Source organism: Dyadobacter sp. 3J3, assembly GCF_009801115.1.
Taxonomy (GTDB): domain Bacteria; phylum Bacteroidota; class Bacteroidia; order Cytophagales; family Spirosomataceae; genus Dyadobacter.
On record NZ_VTOL01000012.1, the window covers coordinates 40542 to 62708 of the forward strand.

Annotated in this window: 13 protein-coding genes; 6 read left to right on the top strand and 7 right to left on the bottom strand. The window is 39.9% G+C overall.

The annotated features are described in order from the left end of the window. Positions 1-2: 2 nt before the first annotated feature. Together FZF08_RS23470 and arfB are read right to left on the bottom strand one after the other, a co-directional pair. Entirely contained in the window at positions 3-1247 is a 1245-nt protein-coding gene (locus FZF08_RS23470; protein WP_159474290.1) for an MFS transporter, read from the bottom strand. A 63-nt stretch (positions 1248-1310) separates the two neighbouring features. Continuing rightward, entirely contained in the window at positions 1311-1718 is a 408-nt protein-coding gene (arfB, locus tag FZF08_RS23475) for an alternative ribosome rescue aminoacyl-tRNA hydrolase ArfB (RefSeq protein ID WP_159474293.1), read from the bottom strand. Positions 1719-2020: 302 nt separating this feature from the next. On the opposite strand from arfB, the gene FZF08_RS23480 reads away from it, so the two are divergent. Both FZF08_RS23480 and FZF08_RS23485 read left to right on the top strand, forming a co-directional pair. Next, positions 2021-3427: a DUF6600 domain-containing protein gene (locus FZF08_RS23480; protein WP_159474296.1), complete on the top strand. Its 1407-nt coding sequence runs from the start codon at positions 2021-2023 to the stop codon at positions 3425-3427. Between the two features lie 172 nt (positions 3428-3599). Next, on the top strand, positions 3600-4619 hold the full coding sequence (locus FZF08_RS23485) for a GntR family transcriptional regulator (protein ID WP_159474299.1): 1020 nt from the start codon (positions 3600-3602) through the stop codon (positions 4617-4619). A 61-nt stretch (positions 4620-4680) separates the two neighbouring features. On the opposite strand, the gene FZF08_RS23490 is transcribed toward FZF08_RS23485, so the two are convergent. The 3 genes from FZF08_RS23490 to FZF08_RS23500 form a co-directional block, all read right to left on the bottom strand. After that, positions 4681-5964 (bottom strand): TIM barrel protein, encoded by a 1284-nt coding sequence (locus FZF08_RS23490; protein ID WP_159474302.1) that lies wholly within the window; start codon positions 5962-5964, stop codon positions 4681-4683. A gap of 128 nt (positions 5965-6092) precedes the next feature. After that, positions 6093-8216, bottom strand: a complete 2124-nt coding sequence (locus FZF08_RS23495) for a bifunctional aldolase/short-chain dehydrogenase (protein ID WP_159474306.1) — start codon at positions 8214-8216, stop codon at positions 6093-6095. 296 nt (positions 8217-8512) lie between these two features. Then, positions 8513-10624 (bottom strand): prolyl oligopeptidase family protein, encoded by a 2112-nt coding sequence (locus tag FZF08_RS23500; RefSeq protein WP_229216664.1) that lies wholly within the window; start codon positions 10622-10624, stop codon positions 8513-8515. 238 nt (positions 10625-10862) lie between these two features. On the opposite strand from FZF08_RS23500, the gene FZF08_RS23505 reads away from it, so the two are divergent. Continuing rightward, positions 10863-13268: an ATP-binding protein gene (locus tag FZF08_RS23505; RefSeq protein ID WP_229216665.1), complete on the top strand. Its 2406-nt coding sequence runs from the start codon at positions 10863-10865 to the stop codon at positions 13266-13268. Positions 13269-13283: 15 nt separating this feature from the next. On the opposite strand, the gene FZF08_RS23510 is transcribed toward FZF08_RS23505, so the two are convergent. Together FZF08_RS23510 and FZF08_RS23515 are read right to left on the bottom strand one after the other, a co-directional pair. Next, complete coding sequence (locus FZF08_RS23510; protein WP_159474312.1) at positions 13284-15173, bottom strand: CocE/NonD family hydrolase; 1890 nt, start codon at positions 15171-15173, stop codon at positions 13284-13286. A gap of 15 nt (positions 15174-15188) precedes the next feature. After that, positions 15189-16109, bottom strand: coding sequence for a PE-PGRS family protein (locus tag FZF08_RS23515; protein WP_159474315.1), 921 nt, complete (start codon positions 16107-16109; stop codon positions 15189-15191). Between the two features lie 92 nt (positions 16110-16201). On the opposite strand from FZF08_RS23515, the gene aspS reads away from it, so the two are divergent. The 3 genes from aspS to FZF08_RS23530 all read left to right on the top strand — a co-directional run bounded on the left by aspS (position 16202) and on the right by FZF08_RS23530 (position 21988). After that, the gene (gene aspS / locus FZF08_RS23520; protein WP_159474318.1) at positions 16202-17968 is read left to right on the top strand and encodes an aspartate--tRNA ligase; all 1767 of its coding nucleotides are present in this window, start codon (positions 16202-16204) and stop codon (positions 17966-17968) included. Between the two features lie 347 nt (positions 17969-18315). Then, on the top strand, positions 18316-20811 hold the full coding sequence (locus FZF08_RS23525) for an SLBB domain-containing protein (protein WP_159474321.1): 2496 nt from the start codon (positions 18316-18318) through the stop codon (positions 20809-20811). A 28-nt stretch (positions 20812-20839) separates the two neighbouring features. Continuing rightward, positions 20840-21988: an exopolysaccharide biosynthesis protein gene (locus tag FZF08_RS23530; RefSeq protein WP_200837157.1), complete on the top strand. Its 1149-nt coding sequence runs from the start codon at positions 20840-20842 to the stop codon at positions 21986-21988. The last annotated feature ends 179 nt before the right edge of the window (positions 21989-22167 follow it).

Sequence of the window (22167 nt, forward strand, 5' to 3'; positions counted from 1 at the left end):
GATTATTGTTCTACGTAATCCAGGTCCTTGCCATACGTTTCTTCCATTTTCCAAAGAGAAAGTAAAGCCAGTATAAAACAAACAATTCCAACACTTGCACCTGCCTGGAGAACACCCCAGTCAGGTTTCAGGAATTGGAAAATGGGTAAGGTTAAAAGTGTTGTCGCCCGGACATTGTTGGCAACCGAAGTGGTTACAGTTGCACGAAGATTGGTGCCAAATTGTTCGGCCGTGGTGGTAAGGAACATGGCAATATAGCCAATTGAAAAACCAAGCCAACCGTAACAGATATATAAGGTTGCGGCTGAATTTATTCCTCCGTATAAAAGCACTACCATTCCGGCAAACGTCATCAATAACATGATCAAAATGGCTTTTCGTCTTGATTGCAGCCATTGGCTTAAAAAACCGCTAAAAAAATCGCCGGTAACAATTCCTATATACGTATACAGAACGCAGCTGCCCGCCTGAATATCTCCCGGAACGCCCAGGGCTTTTGCAAATTCATTCCCAAAAGTCGCATAGATTCCGATAACCAGATACGTTGGTAAAGCTATACCCATGCAGCGCAGGTAGCGAATTAGTTTTTCACGTTTGGTAAATATCGTCCACCATTGAACGGCTTTAACTTTACTTTCTATTGCTTTTTCAAAAAGGAAAGATTCAAGTACATTGAAACGCAGCACCAAAAGAACAAGTCCCATACCTCCGCCAATAAAATAAGCTGTGCGCCAATCAGTAAGTTTTACTGCAAAAAATGCGGCTATGGCACCCATAAGACCGACGCTCGCAACCACAGAGGCTCCATAACCACGCAAATGTTTTGGAAGAATTTCAGCAATTAAAGTGATTCCTGCACCAAGTTCACCGGCAAGTCCCAGACCGGCAATAAAACGAAGGATCGCATATATTTCAACGTTATTGGTAAAACCACATACAATATTGGCAAGCGAATACATCAGAATTGATCCAAAAAGTACGGAGCGCCTTCCCATTTTATCACCCCATATTCCCCAGAAGAATCCGCCAATCAATAAACCAGCTTGTTGCCAGTTGTAAATCTTTCCTCCAATCGCAGAAATTTCTGCTTCCGACAAACCCAGTTCACGCAAACTTGGCACTCTTACAATATTAAATAACAGCAAATCATATACATCAACAAAATAACCCAGCGAGGCCACAATTACCGGCAATGACAGAACAGTACGAAGAGCAGAAGTATTATTTGAAGCAGAAATTGAAGCCATATGTATTGATCGGAAATCTTATCGTAAGTAAAAGGAGTTTTCATTAAAGTAAAACAAATTCACCTAATCATCTACCGGTTTTCTTCGCATGGATTTTACAGTCGATTTTCTTTGTTTGCCAGCCAGCCTTTCCAGTTTCGAAGCCAGTGTAGGGCGGGTAGCTCTTCTTTTTTTCTGGACAAAAAATGCTTGTTGAATGAGTTTGTTAAATTTCTCAACAACCTTCTCCTTATTTGCCAACTGAGAACGTTCCGTTTGGTGATACATGACCAAAACATTTTCATTGGTCAGTTTCGAACTTAACTTTTCGATAAGCGTCTGTTTTTCCTCATCATTCAGCAATGCCGAATTAGGAATATCAAACCGCAGCTCTACTTTTGTTTCTACTTTATTTACATTTTGCCCTCCGCTCCCACCGCTTCTTGCAGTTTGAAAAACAAGCTCATTATGTAATTTCTCAGGGTTTATCATCACTTAAATGTAAAATGTGTTAACGCGTGTTAATGTGTATACCAATATAACCAGTTTTTACGCTTACAAAACGATTATATTTCCGGTCAACTTTCTTGTAAATGGATAACAAATAATTACAAAGCATTGTTATACAAATAATTATAATAAATTTAAGAAGACTTTATTCTGTAAATATATTTTTAAATACGGGAAAGGAACAATTTTGACTGATTTCCCTACTTTAAACCCGGTTAAACCTGTTTCTAATTTTTCTGTCAAACAATTGATTTTAAAAACGAAAACTATTAATCCATACAGCCATGAACACCATGCATAAATTTCGGATACTGGGCTTGTCTCTTTTACTTATTGCAGGTATTTCGCTCGGGGAAAAACTACAAGCCCAGCCCGGAGTTTCTATTTCATATCAAACTTTTTACAATGAACTGGCTCCTTACGGACGCTGGATTAATACACCCCAATACGGTTCTGTTTGGACGCCAAATGTAGACGCCAATTTCCAGCCTTACGCAACCAATGGATACTGGCAGGTGACCGATTATGGCAATACCTGGGTTTCGGATTACGACTGGGGCTGGGCTCCTTTTCATTACGGTCGCTGGTCATTTGATGATTATAATGGCTGGTTCTGGATTCCCGGATATGAATGGGGACCTGCATGGGTAAGCTGGCGTTCAGGTGGCGGATATTATGGCTGGGCACCGATGGGACCTGGTGTTAATATCAATGTATCGATTAATATTCCTTCATTCTGGTGGGTTTTTGTTCCGCAGCAATATATTTCAAGCCGCAGCTGGCACAATTACTGGGTTCCCCGTGGCGGATATAACAATATCTACGGACGTACTACGATCATTAACAACTACTACCGCAGCAACAACCGTTCGTATGTATATGGTCCGAGACGTGATGAAATTGAACGGGTAACTAGACGTCCTGTTGAAATCCGTCAGATTGACCGCGACCGCAGAGGCGTTGTAATGGGCGATCGCGCAAACAGCAGAGGTTATGGTGGAAATAGTGGCAGTTATGACAGATCCCGTTCTTACGGCTCGGATAACAGAGGAAACAATGGCTACAATAATAACGGCAGAGGCGCGAGCGATTATAATTCGGGAAACAGAACAAACGGTCCTGATAACAGAGGAAATAATGGTTACAATAATAACGGCAGAGGGACGAGCGATTATAATTCGGAAAATAGAAATGGTAATAATGGACAATTAGGTAACCGTTCTTATTCCGGAAATGATAACCAAAATCCTGGGACTAGTACTCCGGACAACAGAAATGGAAACGGGAATAATCCTTATAACCAAAATCAACCAAGTCGTTCCAACGAACGTTCGACACCGGACCGCGGTTATTCTGCGCCACAAAGAAGCGCACAGGATTACGGAAATCAAAGAACTCAGGATCCATCAATAGCTTATGGAAACAATGGAAATCGCGGGGGTGAAGTACAACGCCAATCACCAGCTCCTGAGCAAAATCGGTCCCGTTCTTACGATCAACCAGCCAGTTCCGGACGTTCTGAAAATAATGGCGGACAGAACCAGGGTCAGCAAAGATCTTCTGACAATGGAGCATCTATGAGATCTAATTCACCAGAAAGAAGTAGCGGAGGTGAATCAAGAGGCGGAGGAAGATCCAACGAAAGCCGTGGCGGTGGCAGCTCAGAAGGAGGCGGACGCTCTCCAAGATAATTTTAAAATTGTAGCAAAAAAATGCTCTCCGAAAGATTTTATAGTCTTTGGGGGAGCATTTTCAGTAATTAATAAGTATAACTACATACTATTTTAACTTATATTTAATATTCAAATTTAAAGGAATTGTATTAATTTTAACATAGTTCCTAACCTAAGCATCTCTTTTTTAATGGAAATCCAGTTTGATATTGAGTTTAAGGAAAGTGCGCCAAAGTATATGCAGATTATCAAATCGCTGTTACTGGCCATTGGCAAGGGAAAACTGAAAAGGGGAGATAAAATACCTTCTATCAATCAGTTGAGTGAGGAATACTTACTTTCAAGGGATACCGTTGAAAAAGCTTACCGTCATTTAATTAAAGACGGTGTTTTGGTTTCGGTGCGTGGAAAGGGATATTTTATCAATCGTGTTGATATTGAAACGACTTCAAGAATCCTTCTGGTTTTCAATAAAATAAGTAATTACAAAAAACAGATTTATAATGCCTTTGTTGAAAATGTTGGTCGTAATATGATCGTTGACCTGCACATTCATCACTCAAACATTAATATTTTTTCCAATTTGATAAAAAACAGTTTGGGAGAATATGATTACTATGTGATCATGCCGCATTTTTATGACAACGAAGAGGAAGCCGCCAAAATATTAAAACTGATCCCAGCGGAAAAACTGATTTTGCTGGATAAGGATGTCGAACTGGATAACAGAAAACATTCAGCTGTTCATCAAAACTTTGAAAAAGATATTTTAAGCGCTTTGAACGAAGCAAATGATCTGCTAAAAGTTTACAAAAAATTGATCCTGATTTTCCCTACCCTGATTCCTTATCCAAAAGAAATTATTAAGGGGTTTCGGCTTTTTTGTATTCAGCAGCAGTTTGAATTTGACATCATGTTTGAAACCGAGGAAAACACCAAGGTTATTAAAGATGCTGCTTATGTTGTGATTGAAGAAACAGATCTTGTTAATCTTGTCAAAAAATGTCGCGAACAACATCTGGTTGTTGGTAAAGATGTTGGGATAATATCCTATAATGAAACGCCCCTGAAAGAAATCCTTCTGGATGGAATCACGACTATTTCAACCGATCATGAGCAAATGGGAAAAACGGCGGCGAGACTGGTTATGGAAAATAAAACGGAAATCATCAAAAATCCTTTCACCCTGATCAGAAGGAAATCGCTATAAAAAAATGTCATTCCAGGGAATCCAAAGACACCTTAGAATGACAGATTTATATTTTATGATTTTAAAGACCAGTCGCCACTGTCACAAGACCACGCTCTGCAATTAAGCCGTTTCTTACTTTCAAATCTCTGAAAAGACCGATTGGGTCAAGTGAACCTCCGCTATGTAACATTGCTTCACGAACCAACGGACGAACATCCGTCCTAAAAGCATTTTGTAACAATTGCTGCGCCAAAACCACATCATTTTCGCCTCTTGCTATTTCAAGCTTTTTACTATCCAAAATCAACGCCTGAGCATAAGACAAAAGAATTGCCTCAACAGATTGAAGTAAATCTTCCAGAGGATCTTTTACGTTATGGCTTGCATCGATCATCCAGGCAAAACCGTCGCTACCTTTTCCTGCCCGTTTCATACCTTCTACCAGTTCCACAAAAATCAGGAAAAGCATATAAGGCCTGATACTTCCGACGGTTAAATCATCGTCGCCATATTTGGAATCATTGAAATGGAAACCAGCCAAACGGCCTTCCATCATCAAAGTTGCTACAATTTGTTCAATATTGGCATTTGGCAAATGATGCCCCAAATCTACAAGGACATCCGCTTTCGGACCCAGTTTTTGACAAAATAATAAAGAACTTCCCCAATCCTGGATAACGGTCGAATAAAAATTCGGTTCGTATGCTTTGTATTCAACAAAAACTTTCCAGTCTTCTGGTAATGCCGCGTAGATTTCCTGTAATGATTCCAGCGTATTCTGAAACGATTTTACAAAATTAGATTGTCCCGGAAAACAAGATCCGTCAGAAAGCCAGATTGATAAAGCTTTTGAACCCAATTCTTTTCCGTATTTAATTACCTCAATATTGTGATCAACCGCTTGTTTACGCACTTTTGGATCCACATGTGAAAGCGAACCGTATTTGTAAGACAACTCCTGATTTTTCTGATCCTGGAATGTATTAGAATTCACCGCATCAAATTTCAGATCAAGCGAAGACGCCAGCTGAATCATCGCGTCTGCGTCCTTTGGAATATCCCATGGAATGTGTAATGAAATGGATCCGCTTGAACGGTTTAATGCGTTTAAAAGCCCTACATCTTCAATTTTTTCTTCCAGAGAACCAGGTTCTCCTGCACCTGAAAAACGACCAAAACGTGTTCCGCCTGTCCCCAAAGCCCAGCTTGGAATTGCAACCTGAAACGCCTGCAATGTTTTTACGATTGCGTTTGCGTCAATACCTTGCTCGCCCAGTTGTTCTTTTAGAAAAATGAACTGGTTATTATGTTTTCCCAGCAAACCTTCATTATGCTGATCAATCCGATATTGTTCTATTTTCATCTTTTTTGGTATTAAAGATTTTAAAATAAGCCTGATAAAAAAGGCTCTGAAAATTGGAATATCACTATAAAAACGAAAGCTGTGCCAAAAGCAGAATCTACTTTTGACACAGCTTTTTATTTCAAATGCTAGCGAACAAATGCCGCAGGAACACCACCGTCAATGTTTAAAACATTTCCGGTACTTTTCCCTAACAATCCGCCAACGAATACGAAAACTCCGTTTGCTATATCTTCTGTATGAATTTCAGCATTCAAAACCGTACGTTTTGCGTAATAAGCTGGCAATTCTTCAATTTTGATACCATAAGCTTTTGCCCGTCCGGCTGCCCATCCGCTTTCCCAGATTTTACTACCTGAAATTACCGCGTCAGGATTAACAATATTAACACGGATTTTGTCACCGCCTAATTCTGCTGCCAAAAGGCGGGACATGTGTTGCTGCGCCGCTTTTGCCGTTCCGTAAGCTACGTTATTCGGTCCTGAAACCAGACCGTTTTTACTAGCAATGTTGATAATATCTCCACCTAAACCCTGCTGGCGCATGATAGCCACAGCTTCCTGAGAAACTAGGAATTGACCTTTTACCAAAACATCCTGCAAAATATCCCAATCCTTAATGGTCGTTTCTGCAAGTGGTTTTGATATCGATAATCCGGCGCAGTTCACGACGATATCCACACCACCGAATTTCAGTTTTGTAACATGGAATGCGGATTTGATCTGATCTATTTCCAGCACGTTTGCATTAGCAGTTGCTGAAAAATCCTTACCGAATTTTGCATCAAATTCGCTTTTTGTTTCAGCAAGCGCTTTATCATCGATATCTGAGATTACGACACAGGCACCTTCTTCCAGGAATTTCTGAGCAATTGCTTTTCCAATTCCACCAGATCCGCCGGTAACGATAGCCACTTTACGGGAAAGTGATTTTTCTTTCGGCATACGCTGCAATTTCGCTTCCTCCAATAACCAGTATTCAATATCAAAAGCTTCCTGTTCAGGTAAAGAAACGTACGATGAAACCGCTTCCGCGCCTTTCATTACATTGATCGCATTGGTATAGAATTCAGCCGCAACACGTGCTGTTTGTTTGTCTTTCGCGAAAGAGAACATACCAACGCCCGGGTATAAAATGATAACCGGATTCGGGTCACGAACTGCCGGACTGTTCTCATGTTTGCAACGATCATAGTAAGCCTGGTAATCGGCACGGTATGCTTCAAATTGCGGACGGATATAATCTAAAATTGCTGTTGCATCTGATGCCAGAGTTTCCGCAGGAAGGTCCAGAACCAACGGACGGATTTTTGTGCGAAGAAAGTGATCCGGGCAACTTGTTCCCAATGGAGCCAGTTTTTCCAGATCATTACTATTGATAAATTCCAAAACGCGGGCATCATCCGTAAAATGTCCAACCATCGTCTGACGATCCGACGCCAAACCTCTCAGGTAAGGAGCCAATTGTCCTGCTATTTCCAGGCGACGACCCGCTTCCAGACTTTCCTGTTTGGCACCTCCGAAAACTGGACGTTTTACACCATAATTTGCTTCCAGATAAGCAGATGCCTGCTCGATCGTATCCAGTGTATTAATGTAAGATTCGTAAGCAGTATCGCCCCATGTAAATAATCCGTGGCCACCCAAAACGATTCCGCGGATTCCAGGATTGTCAGCCAACGCTTTTTCCAGTTTCAACCCAAGATCAAAACCAGGACGTTGCCAAGGCACCCACGCCAGTTCGCCTTTAAATATTTCCTTTGTAATTGCTTCGCCTTCTTTCGAAGCGGCAATAGCAATTAACGCATCAGGATGTAAGTGATCAATATGTTTGAAAGGGAGCAGTCCGTGTAAGGGAGTATCGATAGACGGTGCTTTGGATTTGAGATCATAAATACAATGATTGAAAAGCTCAACCATTTCATCTTCAAATTCAAGACCCCGATATATATTTTTCAATGCATGCAGACGGTTTTGAAAAAGACCGGCAAGGCCGCTTCTCTTCAAAGTACCGATATCTCCGCCAGAGCCTTTGATCCACATTACTTCGACAGGGTTACCTGTCAATGGATCTTTTTCTATGGTTTTGCAACTGGTATTTCCACCCGCATAATTGGTAAGACGAAGATCGGCTCCCAATAAGTTGGAGCGATATAAAAGTAATTCCACCTGGTCATCACCAAGAGAAGCTGCTTTCGCATCATCCCATAAATAGCTCACATATTTGTACTGCTCTGCTTTTGAACTGCTCATATTATTTTGTTTTTAAGATCGCTTTTAAAGTTAGAATTTTAGAATGAGTAAACTTTTTCTATGTCAGCCATTTTACTTCTAATTTACATTACAAGATTAGAAAACTTAGGTTTGCGTACCGTCCTGTGGTATCCTGCACACAGGAATTATATAAGTCTTTCTGGTAACAATTCTAATTGAAAGAGCCGCAACAAATATTTGCTGCGGCTCTTTTGTTATTCAGTTTTATTGGAAAAAATGTTCTTATTTCAGCATGTTCATTGATTTTTTATGTTTTTACACCAAACAATAAAAAACTACTTCCAGCTCAACCCCATATTATAAAACAAAAACGCATAAATATCCGCCTGCGTTTCCAAAGCTTTTTTGGTATTACTAGCGCCGTGACCGGAATTAGTATCAATTCGGATCAGAAGAGGATTAGTAGAAAAACTTCCAGCCTTTTCCTGTAATTCTGCTGCGTATTTGAAAGAATGTGCCGGGACTACGCGGTCGTCGTGATCGGCTGTTGTGATCATAGTTGCCGGATAATTCACGCCTGTTGAAATATTATGCAACGGAGAATAAGCATAAATGACTTTAAATTCTTCTGCATTGTCGCTGCTGCCATAATCTGCAATCCAGTTCCAGCCGATTGTAAATTTATGAAAACGAAGCATATCCATAACGCCCACAGCCGGAAAAGCGACTTTGAAAAGTTCCGGACGCTGGTTCATAACAGCACCAACCAGCAAACCTCCGTTCGAACCTCCTTGAATTGCAAGACGTGCTGGCGAGGTATATTTTTCTTTGATCAGAAATTCCGCTGCCGCTATGAAATCATCAAAAACATTCTGTTTTTTTAGCTTCATTCCCTGTTCGTGCCACTTTTCACCATATTCACTTCCTCCACGTAAATTAGCCTGAACATATACGCCACCCTGATCTAAAAACGGAATACGTGTAGGACTAAACGCAGGTGTCAAACTGATATTAAATCCGCCATAACCGTATAAAATTGTTGGATTGGAACCGTCCAGTTTTAACCCTTTTTTGTAAGTTATGAAAGCTGGAATTTTTGTACCATCCTTGCTAGGATAAAAAACCTGTTTGGTTTCATAATCATTCGGTTTGAACGAAACTTCCGGCTCACGGAAAACAGAGCTTTTCTTCGATGAGATATCATACCGGAAAATAGTAGGCGGATAATTGAAGGAAGTGTAGGTATAAAAAACGAAGGTATCTTCCTTTTCTCCTCCAAATCCACCGACAGTTCCCAGACCGGGAAGTTGTACTTCGTTTTCCAATTTTCCTTTCAGATCAAAAACGTATACCCTTGATGTTACATCTTTCGAATAAGAAACAAATAATTTTCCGCCAGCCGTTCCGGCACCTTGCAGAGGTTCTGGTTTTTCTGCTAAAAATGGTTTCCAGCTTTTCGTTTTTGATTCGTAAAATAGTATTTTGCTATTAGGCGCATTTTCATTGGTTTCAACCAGAAACCCGCCTTCAACATTTTCAACAATACCAAAACTAAAATCAGTAATTTCTTCCTTTACTGCGGTGAATTTGGTTTCTCCCTTTTTCATGACCCACAGTCCGTTTCCATCCTTTCCTTTTCCCCGGTCGCTTACGGATAAAATGGCATATTGCTCGTCTTCCGTGGTGCCCACCGTATGAAAACGCTGGCCATTTGCAGCATCTTCAAAAATCAACTTATCTGTTGACTGCTCCGATCCTACTTTATGATAAAATACCTGATGGTTTTCATTCTTTGCAGCGAGTGCACTTCCTTCCGGTTTTGGATAACGGCTGTAATAAAAACCATCACCCTGCCAGGCCGCACCTGAAATTTTCACCCATTCCACTTTATCTGATAGCATTTTCAGGGTTTTCATATCCATTACCTGATATTCCTGCCAGTCGGATCCGCCTTTGGAAAAACCAAGGACGGCGTGATTTCCATTTTTTGATAAGCTAAAAACGGTAAGTCTGGTAGTCCCATCCGTTGAAAGTTTATTGGGATCCAACACTTCTTCCGGTGTTCCGTTTAAACCTTTTTGCCTGTAAAGTACGGCCTGATTTTGCAAGCCGTCGTTTTTATAAAAATAGAAGTAGTCGCCCTTTTTAGTTGGAGCAGAATATTTTGGATAGTTGTAAGCCTTTTCAAGATCTGTAAATATCTTCCCTTTAAAAGGTATTTTATCCAGATAGTCAAAAGTAACTGCGTTTTCGGCCTTTACCCAGGCGGCAGTTTCCGGAGAGCGGTCATCTTCAAGCCAACGATATGGATCTGAAACTTTTGTACCGTGGTAATCATCAATGTGATCTACCTGATTAGTTTTTGGGTAATTTATTTTCTGAGCCGAGCCGTTTGCAGCAAGTAAGGTGGCGGTAATTACAGTCATTCCAAAAAATTTAATATTCATAAAATTACAATGTTAGTATTCAACAAAAAGTGACTTCTCTTCATTACCACTGGATAAATTTATTTATTTTTTCGTATCGTTTTGTTTTTTTGCTCAGTAAAAAAACCCACTTTTAGTATTTTGTATATTGAAGTAACTTCGAACTTTTCTGTTTAGTAGTCAGCGCAATGACTCGAATATAATCAGATATTACATATCGGTTACAAAAATTCTGCATGTCACATATTATGAATAGAAAATGACACGGAATTGTGTACCTGGGTTGAGGGTGGTACTTTTAGTCGTAAGTATGGTTATGCTAATATTTCCATCTTTTGCGTCGCAGCCCATCTATGCTCCAAAAGCAATAAAAGGTGTTCTTGATCTGAGGTCTGCGAAATTTACCGACGCTCCAATTAATATCAATGGCGAATGGACTTTTTACTGGAAACTATTAAAAAAAACTTCCCGGTCTGACACTTATCATGAATATGAAAATTTCCCTGAACTGTGGAATACAATTCTTTGGAAAGGAAAAACGATATCTTCCCAAGGATTTGCAACCTACGAAATCAAAATCCTTCTGCCGAAAGAAAGGGACCAGCTTGCTTTAAAGATTCCTGATATGTATAGCGCTTACGAGCTATATGCCAATGGAAAACTGATTGCCAGAAACGGGACACCCGGCCCAACGAAAGAAACGACAACACCTTACTGGTCCACTCAGGTTAAACCTTTTTTGGCCACCGATACATTAAATTTAAAACTTTTCATATCCAATTTTCATCATTCTAAAGGCGGAATCAGCAAACCCATTCAAATCGGTTTGTTCAATGAATTACAGGACAACAGTAATCTGGGCAATGCACTTGATTTCTTGCTGACAGGCTGCATGATCATGGGCGGACTATATTTCCTTGGTCTATATTTGCTTGGCCGTCATGATAAATCCACGCTTTATTTTTCTCTTTTCTGCTTCTTTTACAGTTATCGGATTATTGGTTCAGGAGGTTACTCGCTTCATACCATATTTCCATACATAGGCTGGCAGCTGGCCATTCATCTTGAATATATTTCCCTGTTTATGGCTGTGGCCATGTTTGCCTTGTACACACGCTATTTGTATCCAAAAGACACGCCTGGCAAAATCATTTTTTGCATGATTGGCGTATGCTTTGCTTTTGCACTGATTACGATACTATCACCCCCGATTTTGTTCAGCCAGCTGATGAATCCCTTCCTTGGGCTGCTCACTCCCTACATATTTTTTGCCATATACGTTTACTGGGTTGCTTACCGCAATAAAAGAATCGGTGCCAAGTATGCACTACTCAGCACGATAGCACTCTGCATCATTTTCATTACTTTAATACTCGCTTATTACGACATCGCATATCCTAAGGAGTTTCTCTTATTTTCCGGATATCTTGGATTTTTCTTTTGCCAGTCGCTGATCTTATCGTTTCGCTTTGCATTTACGCTCAAAAAGGCGAAAGAAGATGCCGAGGTAGGATTGAAAGTAAAAAGCGAATTTTTAAGTACCATGAGCCATGAAATCCGTACACCCCTGAATGCTGTAATCGGTATGACACATTTGATGATGAAGGAAGATCCTCGACCGGACCAGCAATCACATCTGGATGTTCTATTATTTTCGGCAAAAAATTTGCTCGGTATCGTCAATGATATTCTTGATTTTAGTACAATTGAAGAAGGGAAAATGCAATTTAAAAGTATTCCTATTGACATTTCTGACCTGGTGCATAAAATAATTTCCGTACATAAAGCCTCCGCAAATGAGCTGAATATTGACCTTACTGCCGAACTGCATGGACCTTTACCAAAAATAATACTTGGTGACACAACAAGGATTGCACAGATTGTCGGAAATCTTGTTCAGAATGCTATCAAGTTTACAAAGTCGGGATGGGTCAAATTGAAAATTGATATAGTAAACAAAACAGAAAAGGAAGTCACGCTGAAAATATCAGTAGAAGATACCGGCATTGGCATTCCTCTGGAAAAGCAAAAGATCATTTTTGAGCGCTTTACACAAATCGATTCTTCTACTTCCAGGGTTTTTGGCGGTACGGGCCTTGGACTTTCTGTAAGTAAACATATGCTAGCCTTGCAAGGGTCCGAACTTATGCTTGAAAGTGAAGAAGGAAAAGGTTCAACGTTTTACTTCATCCAGACTTTCCCCATTCCTGATGAACCTGCGATACCACAGCCTGTAGGCGTGGATCAGCCGGAAGAAAAACCTTTACAGCATTTGAATGTACTGATTGTAGAAGATAACCGGATGAACGTACTGGTTATTAAAAGTTTTTTAAAGCGTTGGGGTGCTATATCGGACGTTGCCATTAACGGCCAGGAAGCATTGGAAAAACTGGATGCGACCCGACATCAAATCGTATTGATGGATCTTCACATGCCCGTTCTGGATGGTTACGAAGCTACAAAACAGCTCAGAGAAAGAGGGGAAACGCTTCCAATTGTAGCAGTGACAGCAAGTGTTGCGCCCGATGTAAAAGAAAAAATGTTTGCGATCGGTATCAGTGATATTATTTCCAAACCGATTGATCCGGAAAAGTTGCTGAGTGTAATTATCGAACAGGTCAAAATAAAAAAGACGGATGGAAAATACTCCCACCCGTCAGAATAATTTTTTAATCTTATTTTATTTGATAATGTCAACAGTAAGGCCACTTTCTGCACCCGTTTGATGATAAATCCTTTGTGTTGCTTTAATAAAATCGCTTGCCTCTGCCTTGTAAATGTTAGCGACATACTTTTGTGGATTCCGATCAAATAATGGAAAAACAGTGCTTTGCACCTGAACCATGATACAGTGTCCTTTTTTGAATGTGTGTAAAACATCCTGCAAACGGAAATTAACATCGGTCAATTTTCCGGCAACCAGTGGTTCTGGTTTTTCGATACTGTAACGGAAACGGGATCTTACAATTTCACTGCGAACCATCTGCTGATAACCTGCCATTACAACTTTCGGGTTAGGCTGAAATTCATTATTTTTCTCATCATCTGGATATACGTCGATCAGTTTTACAAAAAAGTCCGCGTCCGTTCCTGTGGTACTTATTTTAAGCTGAGCCAGGATTTCACCGCCCAAAGTCATATCTTCCGTTAATACTTCCGTTTTAAAAACAAGCACATCCGGCCGGGTTGAAGCAAAACGCTGATCTTCGGACATATATTCAAAAGGCGTAAAACCTGACATTTGTTTATAATTTTCAGTATATGGAACAGGTTTCATCGGATCACTAACATATTCGCTGAATGATTTTGAAGCCGCAGGTTTGTCAAAACTCAGCTTTCCATCAGCCTGGAAAAACAATTTCTTCTTCTCAACATTTGCGACCGGCCATTTTTCATAGGTTTCCCATTTCTTTTTTCCTGTATCAAAAAGATAAGCTTCCGGCAATCCTGTTTTGCCATCACCGGCACCTTTCAGGAAGTGGTTAAAGAATTTCCCTTCGATCGTATTCTGATAAAAAGTAGCGATACTGTCACCAAAATAAATATCATTGTGAAACGTGTGTCCCGTCTCGCGGCTCCATCTCCCATGCCCGAATGGCCCAACAACCAAAGTGTTGTAAATACCTGGATTATTCTTTTCGATAGTCTTGTAAGTATTCAGCGGACCATAAAGATCTTCGGCATCAAACCAGCCGCCAACGGTCATAAAAGCATGTTTCAATCCTTTCAAATGCGGAAGAATATCTCTCTTTTGCCAGAATTCATCTTTATTAGGATGATCCACCGTTTCCTGCCAGAAAAAATTTTTGGAATAATACTTATCAAAATTTTTCAGCGGGCCCATATTCAGGTTGAAAGTATAACCGTCTGGTGTTGGTTTGATAAAATCATTTTCAAACCAGGAAGCCGCTGTCGGTTCGGAGGGTTTGATACCGAAAACCGGAAAAGTCAGATAATAACCTTGTGTGAAAACGCCGTTGTGATGAAAATCATCATAAAAGAAATCTGAAATCGGCGCCTGAGGCGAAGATGCTTTCAAAGCCGGATGATCGCATAATGCACTGGCTGTTGTATAAAATCCCGGATAAGAAATACCCCACTGCCCTACTCGACCATTATTATTAGCTACATTTTTCAAAAGCCAATCAATGGTATCATACGTATCCGAAGCTTCGTCAACATCGGTTTTATTTTTCTTAGCATCAATATGAGGTGTCATATTGGTCCACACACCTTCACTTTTATAACGGCCACGGACATCCTGATAAACAAAAATATATTTTTCCCGCATCAGCAAAGTGCTTGGGCCTAACCGTACCGGATACGCATCTTCCCCATAAGGCGCCACACTATAACAGGTCCGCTGCATCAGAAACGGATATTTATTTTCAACCGCCGCATCTTTTGGGGAATAAACAATGGTGTGAAGTTTGATACCATCGCGCATTGAAATATCATATTCCTTTTTGGAATAATTTTCTTTGACAAAATTATCAGGAGCTGCCTGAGCTTGTGCCTTGGCAAAGAATCCGGCAAATAAAAAGGCAAAAATTAGAAAGTTTCTGAACATAAAAAGGAGTGAAGTTTATTTTCTGAGATAATAACTTAACGAAACACTGGTAGCCTGACCGATTTCACCCAGCGTATAAAAGCCTTTCGCTTCTTTGTCAAACGTGATACCTTCCGCCTGAGGCTCGGCGGCGGTGATCAATGTCTTATTTGGTGTATGTAAAAGTGTCTGGCCAATGGTTTCACCAGACTTTCGTTGCCAGTAAAAAACCGAAGTATAATTCCTGATCAGAATTTCGTTTCCGTCAAAGGAAATACTTCCATCCGTTGTAAACACAACCGAAGGAATCGTACCTATTTTTTCAGCCGTAATGGTTGCCGAAGTAGATTGAGGATAAGGAAGCCTGTAAATATTGGCCTTATCCATTTCTTTTGAAATGATAAAAAGATCCTTTGTAACAGGATCTAGCAGCAAAGTTTCGGCATCCCTTGGGCCATCCGGATAGCTGTATGTTATTTTTTCAAGCTTATCCTGACTAAAAGAACCTGAAATATCACTGACCTCAGGTATGCGATAAATGATATTGGTGGCCGTCATAGGCGGATTATTATTCCCGATTTCACCAATATAAAGATAATTTGTACCCCCAGCCGGCCCAGGACCGCTTGCCATTGCCTCCCAATCGTGGTTGATGGACCCGGGAATATTAAATTCTTTTATCGTTTTGCCATCTGTACTCAAAAGATATACTGAATTGGGATTTCCAGAGTCCAGCAGCGTCCAGATATAGCCAGTCATTGTAAAACTGCTTGCCAGTGCAGATGCTTCGTTAATGATTCCGGGCGTTATAGGAAACTTCTGCGGGACCATTTCAAAATCAGAAGAACGACCGGTTACCGGATCAACCTCAGAATCACCACAACTACTCACAAAACCAGCAATTGTGATAAAAAATAAAATATTTACGAGTTTAAACCTGACTTTATATAATTTCATAAAAAACACTTCATGTTAGATTTGCTAAAAATACGTACTTTTGCGCCATTTATTATCAGACAGTATCTTTATATCAGTATTAAAATAATTATATGTTACGTACACATACCTGTGGTGAGTTAAGCTTAGAGCATGTAAATCAAGATGTTATATTGTGTGGGTGGGTTCAGAGAATCCGTGATAAAGGAGGGATGGTATGGCTGGATTTACGTGACCGTTATGGTTTAACACAACTTCTTTTTGAAGAAGGCAAAACGCCACCTGAGGTATTGGAAACTGCCCGCTCATTGGGCAGGGAATTTGTAATTTCTACCAAAGGCGAAGTAATTGAGCGTCTTTCCAAAAACGATAAAATCGCAACAGGTTCTATTGAAATCCGTGTTTCAGAACTAACAATCCTGAATCCTGCGAAATTACCTCCGTTTTTGATTGAAGACGAAACCGATGGTGGTGATGACATCCGTATGAAATACCGTTATCTGGATTTGCGTCGCAGCCCAATACGTAAAAATCTTGAATTACGCCATCAGGTAGCGCGTCATACCCGTTCATATCTTGATAATCTTAATTTTATCGAAGTTGAAACACCCGTTTTGATAAAATCCACTCCGGAAGGTGCACGTGATTTTGTGGTACCAAGCCGCATGAATCCAGGAGAATTTTACGCATTGCCACAATCCCCGCAAACGTTCAAGCAACTACTGATGGTGGCCGGTTTTGACCGTTACTACCAGATTGTAAAATGTTTCCGTGACGAAGATTTGCGTGCCGACCGTCAGCCGGAATTCACACAAATTGACTGCGAAATGTCATTTGTAACGCAGGAAGACATCCTGAATACTTTTGAAGGCCTGATCCGTAATCTTTTCAGCAAAGTGAAGGGTATCGATCTACCAGAAGTTCCGCGTATGACCTACGCCGATGCGATGCGTTTATATGGATCTGACAAACCTGATATCCGTTTTGATATGAAGTTTGTAGAGCTGAAAGGTGCAGACCAGGATCTTACTTCCGGAAAAGGTTTTGGCGTCTTTGATGATGCAGAACTGGTTGTGGGCGTTTGTGCTCCCGGCTGCGCTGTGTATACTAGAAAACAAATGGATGAGCTTACCGACTGGGTGAAACGTCCTCAGATTGGCGCAAAAGGCTTGATTTACGTTCGTTACAATGAAGACGGAACGGTTAAATCTTCCGTTGATAAATTTTATTCAGAAGAAGATCTTAAAAAATGGGTTGTTGCATTTGATGCAAAACCTGGCGATTTGATTCTATTATTATCCGGACAAGGCGACAAAGCGCGCAAGCAGCTTAATGAAGTCAGACTTGAAATGGGATCACGTCTTGGATTCCGTAACCCCGACGATTACCGCGTACTATGGGTTCTGGATTTCCCGTTACTGGAATATGGAGAGGTAGAAAACCGCTGGTTTGCAATGCACCATCCGTTCACAAGTCCGAAACCTGAAGATATTTCTTTGCTGGCAACCGATCTTGGTGCAGTTCGTGCCAATGCCTATGATATGGTAATCAACGGTGTTGAAGTTGGTGGTGGTTCTGTACGTATATTCGAACGTGATTTGCAACAGCAAATGTTTGAAGTGCTGGGTTTCAGCCCGGAAGAAGCACAAAATCAATTTGGCTTTCTGATGAACGCCTTTGAATTTGGAGCACCTCCACATGCTGGAATTGCCTTTGGATTCGACCGTCTGTGTTCTCTTTTTGGAGGCGTTGATTCGATCCGGGACTTCATTGCTTTCCCAAAAAATAATTCTGGACGTGACGTAATGATTGATTCACCGTCTACTATATCTGATGGTCAGCTAAAGGAGTTGTCAATTCGCGTTGAGAACAGGATTTAATAGAAATTTTAATGTATAATTTCTGTATGCAAAATAATCCAAAATATATACAAATGACCATCCCCCTACTCTTGGAAGAGTAAAATTTCAAAACACACTAGAAAACGATAATCGAAATATTAACTTGAAACTGAATTGCTAAACTTTATTTTTTAGATTTGTGAAAAGAATTGATTCTGATAAGAGGTTTTACTATTTCAATTCCATAATATAGTAGCATCACACTAATTTACCGATTATTCGCAGGTTACTCCATGTCATGTACTGAGAGTAACTTTGCGAAAATTGGATTAACATTAAACTTGTTTGCCCTCTTTTCGTGAGAGGTCCTCAATCTTTTGACCCATATGACAATAAAAAAACAGGCCTCTTTCATTTTTGCATTTTCATTTTTTTTGACCTTTTTCTTTGTAACAACTCAAGGACAAACACAGGATCAACCACAAAGAAACTCAGGCGAAACAAGCAAACAGCAATCCAAAAGCAACAATCTCGGCGGTGTCAATGAAGGTAATATGTCCGATGCGGAGGTTCAGGATATTGTCAAACGTATGCGTGATTCGGGATATAGCGAAGCCGAATTGGAACAAGCGGCAAAAGTGAGAGGTATGGACGCAACCCAGATACAGCAGTTCAGAGATCGTGTTAAAAAGCTCGAAAACACAAAAAAAACGGGCACAACAATAGAAGAAAGTAAGAAGCAAGAACGCAGTGAATATAAAAAAAATACTAATGAAAATGATGTAAATGTCTCAAACCGGATATTTGGTTCCCAATTTTTCGGCAGTGCTTTTTCTTCATTCGAACCAAATCTGAACATGCCTACTCCGGCGAATTATGTTATAGGTCCAAGTGATGAACTTTTACTGGATTTAACAGGAGATAATGAAGTAAGCTATAAACTCAGGGTTTCGCCGGAGAGTTTTATTTCAATTGAATATATAGGTCGTGTATCAGTTGGTGGATTAACCATTGAACAGGCAAAAAACAAGATTAAGGCGCAAATGGATAATACCTACCCATCATTACGAAGCGGTAGAACACAGCTTTCCCTAAACCTTGGAAATATAAGAAGTATAAAAGTGATTATTAGTGGTGAAGTCATGAAGCCAGGCACTTACACACTACCTTCTATTACAAGTGTTTTCAACGCTTTATACAGTTCTGGAGGCCCTAACGACAAAGGTTCTTTCAGGACTATTCAGGTCATTCGCAATAATAAGGTAGTTGCTACCGTGGACTTGTATGATTTTCTTCTTAATGGTATCCAAACTGCTAATATAAGATTACAGGATCTGGACGTAATCCATATACCTATATATCAAATTCATGTTGATGTAATAGGAGAAGTGAAAAGATCTATGATTTACGAAATCAAACAGAACGAGTCCCTGTCCGATATTTTAAGGTATGCCGGTGACTTTTCTGACAATGCATATAAAGCAAGAGTTAAAATAATTCAAAATACATTTAATGCCCGCAAAATTGTTGTAGTTCCTTTATCAGATTTCCCAAACTACATACCGAAAAATGGAGACAAGATTTACATTGATTCTATATTAGACAAACTTGAAAACAAGGTTCAAATTAATGGCGCGGTAACCAGGCCGGGACAATTTACATTTAAACCAGGGCTTAAACTTTCAGAGCTAATAAAGCAGGCTGATGGCCTTGCACCTGATGTATTTATGAGCAACGGATATATTATTCGTTTAAATGCTGATAACACTAATTCCATTGTTTCATTTGATTTAGCCGAAGTAATGAAAGGAGGCATTTCGGATATAGAATTAGAAAGAAATGATGTCGCACAAATTTCATCAATATCTGATTTACGTGATCAATATACCGTATCAATAGATGGAGAAGTAAGAAGACCGGGTTCATTTGAATTTGCCGGTAATTTGAGCGTTGAAAACCTGATTCAAATGGCCGGCGGCTTTAAAGAAGGAGCAAATCCAGCAGATATTGAAATTTCCAGAAGGATTAAAGGTGCTGATCTCAGCAAGAGTACCACCGAAGTAGCTCAGATCTTCCATATTGCAGTAGATAGCAGTTTACGGGTAATTGATCGCAATTTTTTGCTTCAACCATTTGACATTGTGTCTGTGCACCCTGTTATAGGTTTTACGCCGTTGCTTAAGGTACAGGTTTCAGGTGAGATAATACGTCCTGGCGTTTACACTATCATTTCAAAAAATGAGCGCATTTCCGATATAGTTAAAAGAGCTGGTGGGTTAACAGCATTTGCCTATCCAGAAGGAGCTTCACTAAAGAGACCAGCCGCCAATATTGTTAATACTGGATTGGATGAGGAAGAAAAAACAATACGGCAATTAAACTTGGCCCGGTTAAGTGAAAATGGAAATGATGAAGGAAAAACTAATCCCGTGGCTCTGGTTAATGTCTCTTCTGATCTGGTAGGTATTGAGCTTGATAAAATTTTAAATAACCCTATGTCGAGAAATGATTTAATACTAAAAGACGGCGATGTAATAGTAGTTCCAAGTTTATTACAGACAGTGAAGATCAGTGGTGAAGTATTACGCCCAATAAGCGTTGTTTATGAACCAGGACGCTCGTTTAGATATTATATCAACAGTGCAGGTGGTTTTACTCACAATGCATTTAAAAAAGGCTCTTTTATAAGCCACTCCAACGGCTCTGTACGAGGAACAAAAAGAGCCTTACTTTTCAACAACTATCCGGAGGTAAAACCTGGATCTGAAATTTCCGTACCCCGAAAGGCCGAAAGGGAAAGAATGTCTGTACAATCATGGGTAGGTTTAAGTACGGCAATAGCATCTTTAGCAACTCTTGTCTTTGCAATAATCAGACGCTAGTTTATCTAATACAAAAAATAATGGAGTAATGCAAAAAAAAGTATACCTCTCGAAAAATAATTTTAATGATGACGAAAATGCTTCGTTAAGAGAGTTAATTCATAGCATACAAGACTGGACGCACTACTTTTCCCACAAATGGCGTTTAATACTGCTTTCTGGTGTGTTTGGAGGAGCTTTGGGCTTAGTTTACGCAATTCTTAAAACGCCTGTCTACACAGCTACTACCAGTTTCGTACTAGAAGAGGGTAACAAAGGTGGCGGGCTTCGAAGCTATGCGGGGCTGGCATCAACCTTTGGTGTGGATCTGGGGGGCGGGGGTGGTGGACTTTTTGAGGGGGAGAATATTCTAGAGTTATACAGGTCCCGCAACATGATAACTCAAACGCTTCTTACGGAAGGAGAGTTTGGTGGAAAAAAGCAATTGCTTATAGATCGTTATATTCAATTTAACGAGCTAAAAGAAAAGTGGGATAAAAAACCCACATTAAGAAACATTAAATTCATTCCAAATAATATTTATAGTACACCTCAACTGCAGCTTTTGCATGACAGTATTATTGGAACCGTTGTGAATACTATAGATAAATCATACCTCAACGCTTTGAAAAAAGATAAGAAGTTAAACATTCTGTATGTGACAGTCACCAGCCCTGATGAGCTTTTTTCAATGACTTTTAATCAAAAGCTCGTTGAAAATGTGAATAATTTTTATCTTGATACGAAAACAAAAAAATCTCTGGAAAATGTGGCCATCTTACAGGCGAAAACAGATTCGGTAAGAACCATAATGACCGGAGCTATCAATAAAGCTGTTGTAATTGCGGATGCCACGCCTAATCAAAATCCAACGCGTATGGCACAACGGATCGCACCTATTCAAAATGCAAAACTTAACGGAGAGATACACCAGCAAGTTCTAGGAACGCTGATACAAAATTTGGAATTAGCTAAAATCTCTCTTTTGCGGGAAACTCCACTTATACAAATTGTAGACTTTCCAGTATTACCTCTGACCAAAGAAAAAACAAGCAAAGCAAAAAGTATTATTTTGGGCGGTATAACTATTGGCTTATTGTTTCTCTTTTTCTTGGCAATCCGACGAATCATAAGAATAGCCTTAGCCTCATCTCCTTTGGTCAAAACAAATAAACTGGCAGACGAACCTATAAATTAGTATCATTTAAAGATTTATTTAGAAAACCATTTTTCAAAATACCCACTATTGCTGGTAGGCTATGTATTCCGGTTTTTTCATAAAGAAATATTATTTAACTAATTACAAGCGGCTGGAACTTATCTTATTTTGAGTTTTGTAGACTAAGCTGCTTGGTCTACAAAGTAAAACTAATCATG

Bases quoted from the DNA above. Each gene is read 5' to 3' on its own strand.
- FZF08_RS23500 (WP_229216664.1), bottom strand. From the start codon at position 10,624: ATGAATATTAAATTTTTTGGAATGACTGTAATTACCGCCACCTTACTT.
- FZF08_RS23530 (WP_200837157.1), top strand. From the start codon at position 20,840: ATGCAAAAAAAAGTATACCTCTCGAAAAATAATTTTAATGATGACGAA.
- FZF08_RS23480 (WP_159474296.1), top strand. From the start codon at position 2,021: ATGAACACCATGCATAAATTTCGGATACTGGGCTTGTCTCTTTTACTT.
- aspS (WP_159474318.1), top strand. From the start codon at position 16,202: ATGTTACGTACACATACCTGTGGTGAGTTAAGCTTAGAGCATGTAAAT.
- FZF08_RS23525 (WP_159474321.1), top strand. From the start codon at position 18,316: ATGACAATAAAAAAACAGGCCTCTTTCATTTTTGCATTTTCATTTTTT.
- FZF08_RS23495 (WP_159474306.1), bottom strand. From the start codon at position 8,216: ATGAGCAGTTCAAAAGCAGAGCAGTACAAATATGTGAGCTATTTATGG.
- arfB (WP_159474293.1), bottom strand. From the start codon at position 1,718: ATGATAAACCCTGAGAAATTACATAATGAGCTTGTTTTTCAAACTGCA.
- FZF08_RS23470 (WP_159474290.1), bottom strand. From the start codon at position 1,247: ATGGCTTCAATTTCTGCTTCAAATAATACTTCTGCTCTTCGTACTGTT.
- FZF08_RS23485 (WP_159474299.1), top strand. From the start codon at position 3,600: ATGGAAATCCAGTTTGATATTGAGTTTAAGGAAAGTGCGCCAAAGTAT.
- FZF08_RS23505 (WP_229216665.1), top strand. From the start codon at position 10,863: ATGACACGGAATTGTGTACCTGGGTTGAGGGTGGTACTTTTAGTCGTA.
- FZF08_RS23490 (WP_159474302.1), bottom strand. From the start codon at position 5,964: ATGAAAATAGAACAATATCGGATTGATCAGCATAATGAAGGTTTGCTG.
- FZF08_RS23515 (WP_159474315.1), bottom strand. From the start codon at position 16,109: ATGAAATTATATAAAGTCAGGTTTAAACTCGTAAATATTTTATTTTTT.
- FZF08_RS23510 (WP_159474312.1), bottom strand. From the start codon at position 15,173: ATGTTCAGAAACTTTCTAATTTTTGCCTTTTTATTTGCCGGATTCTTT.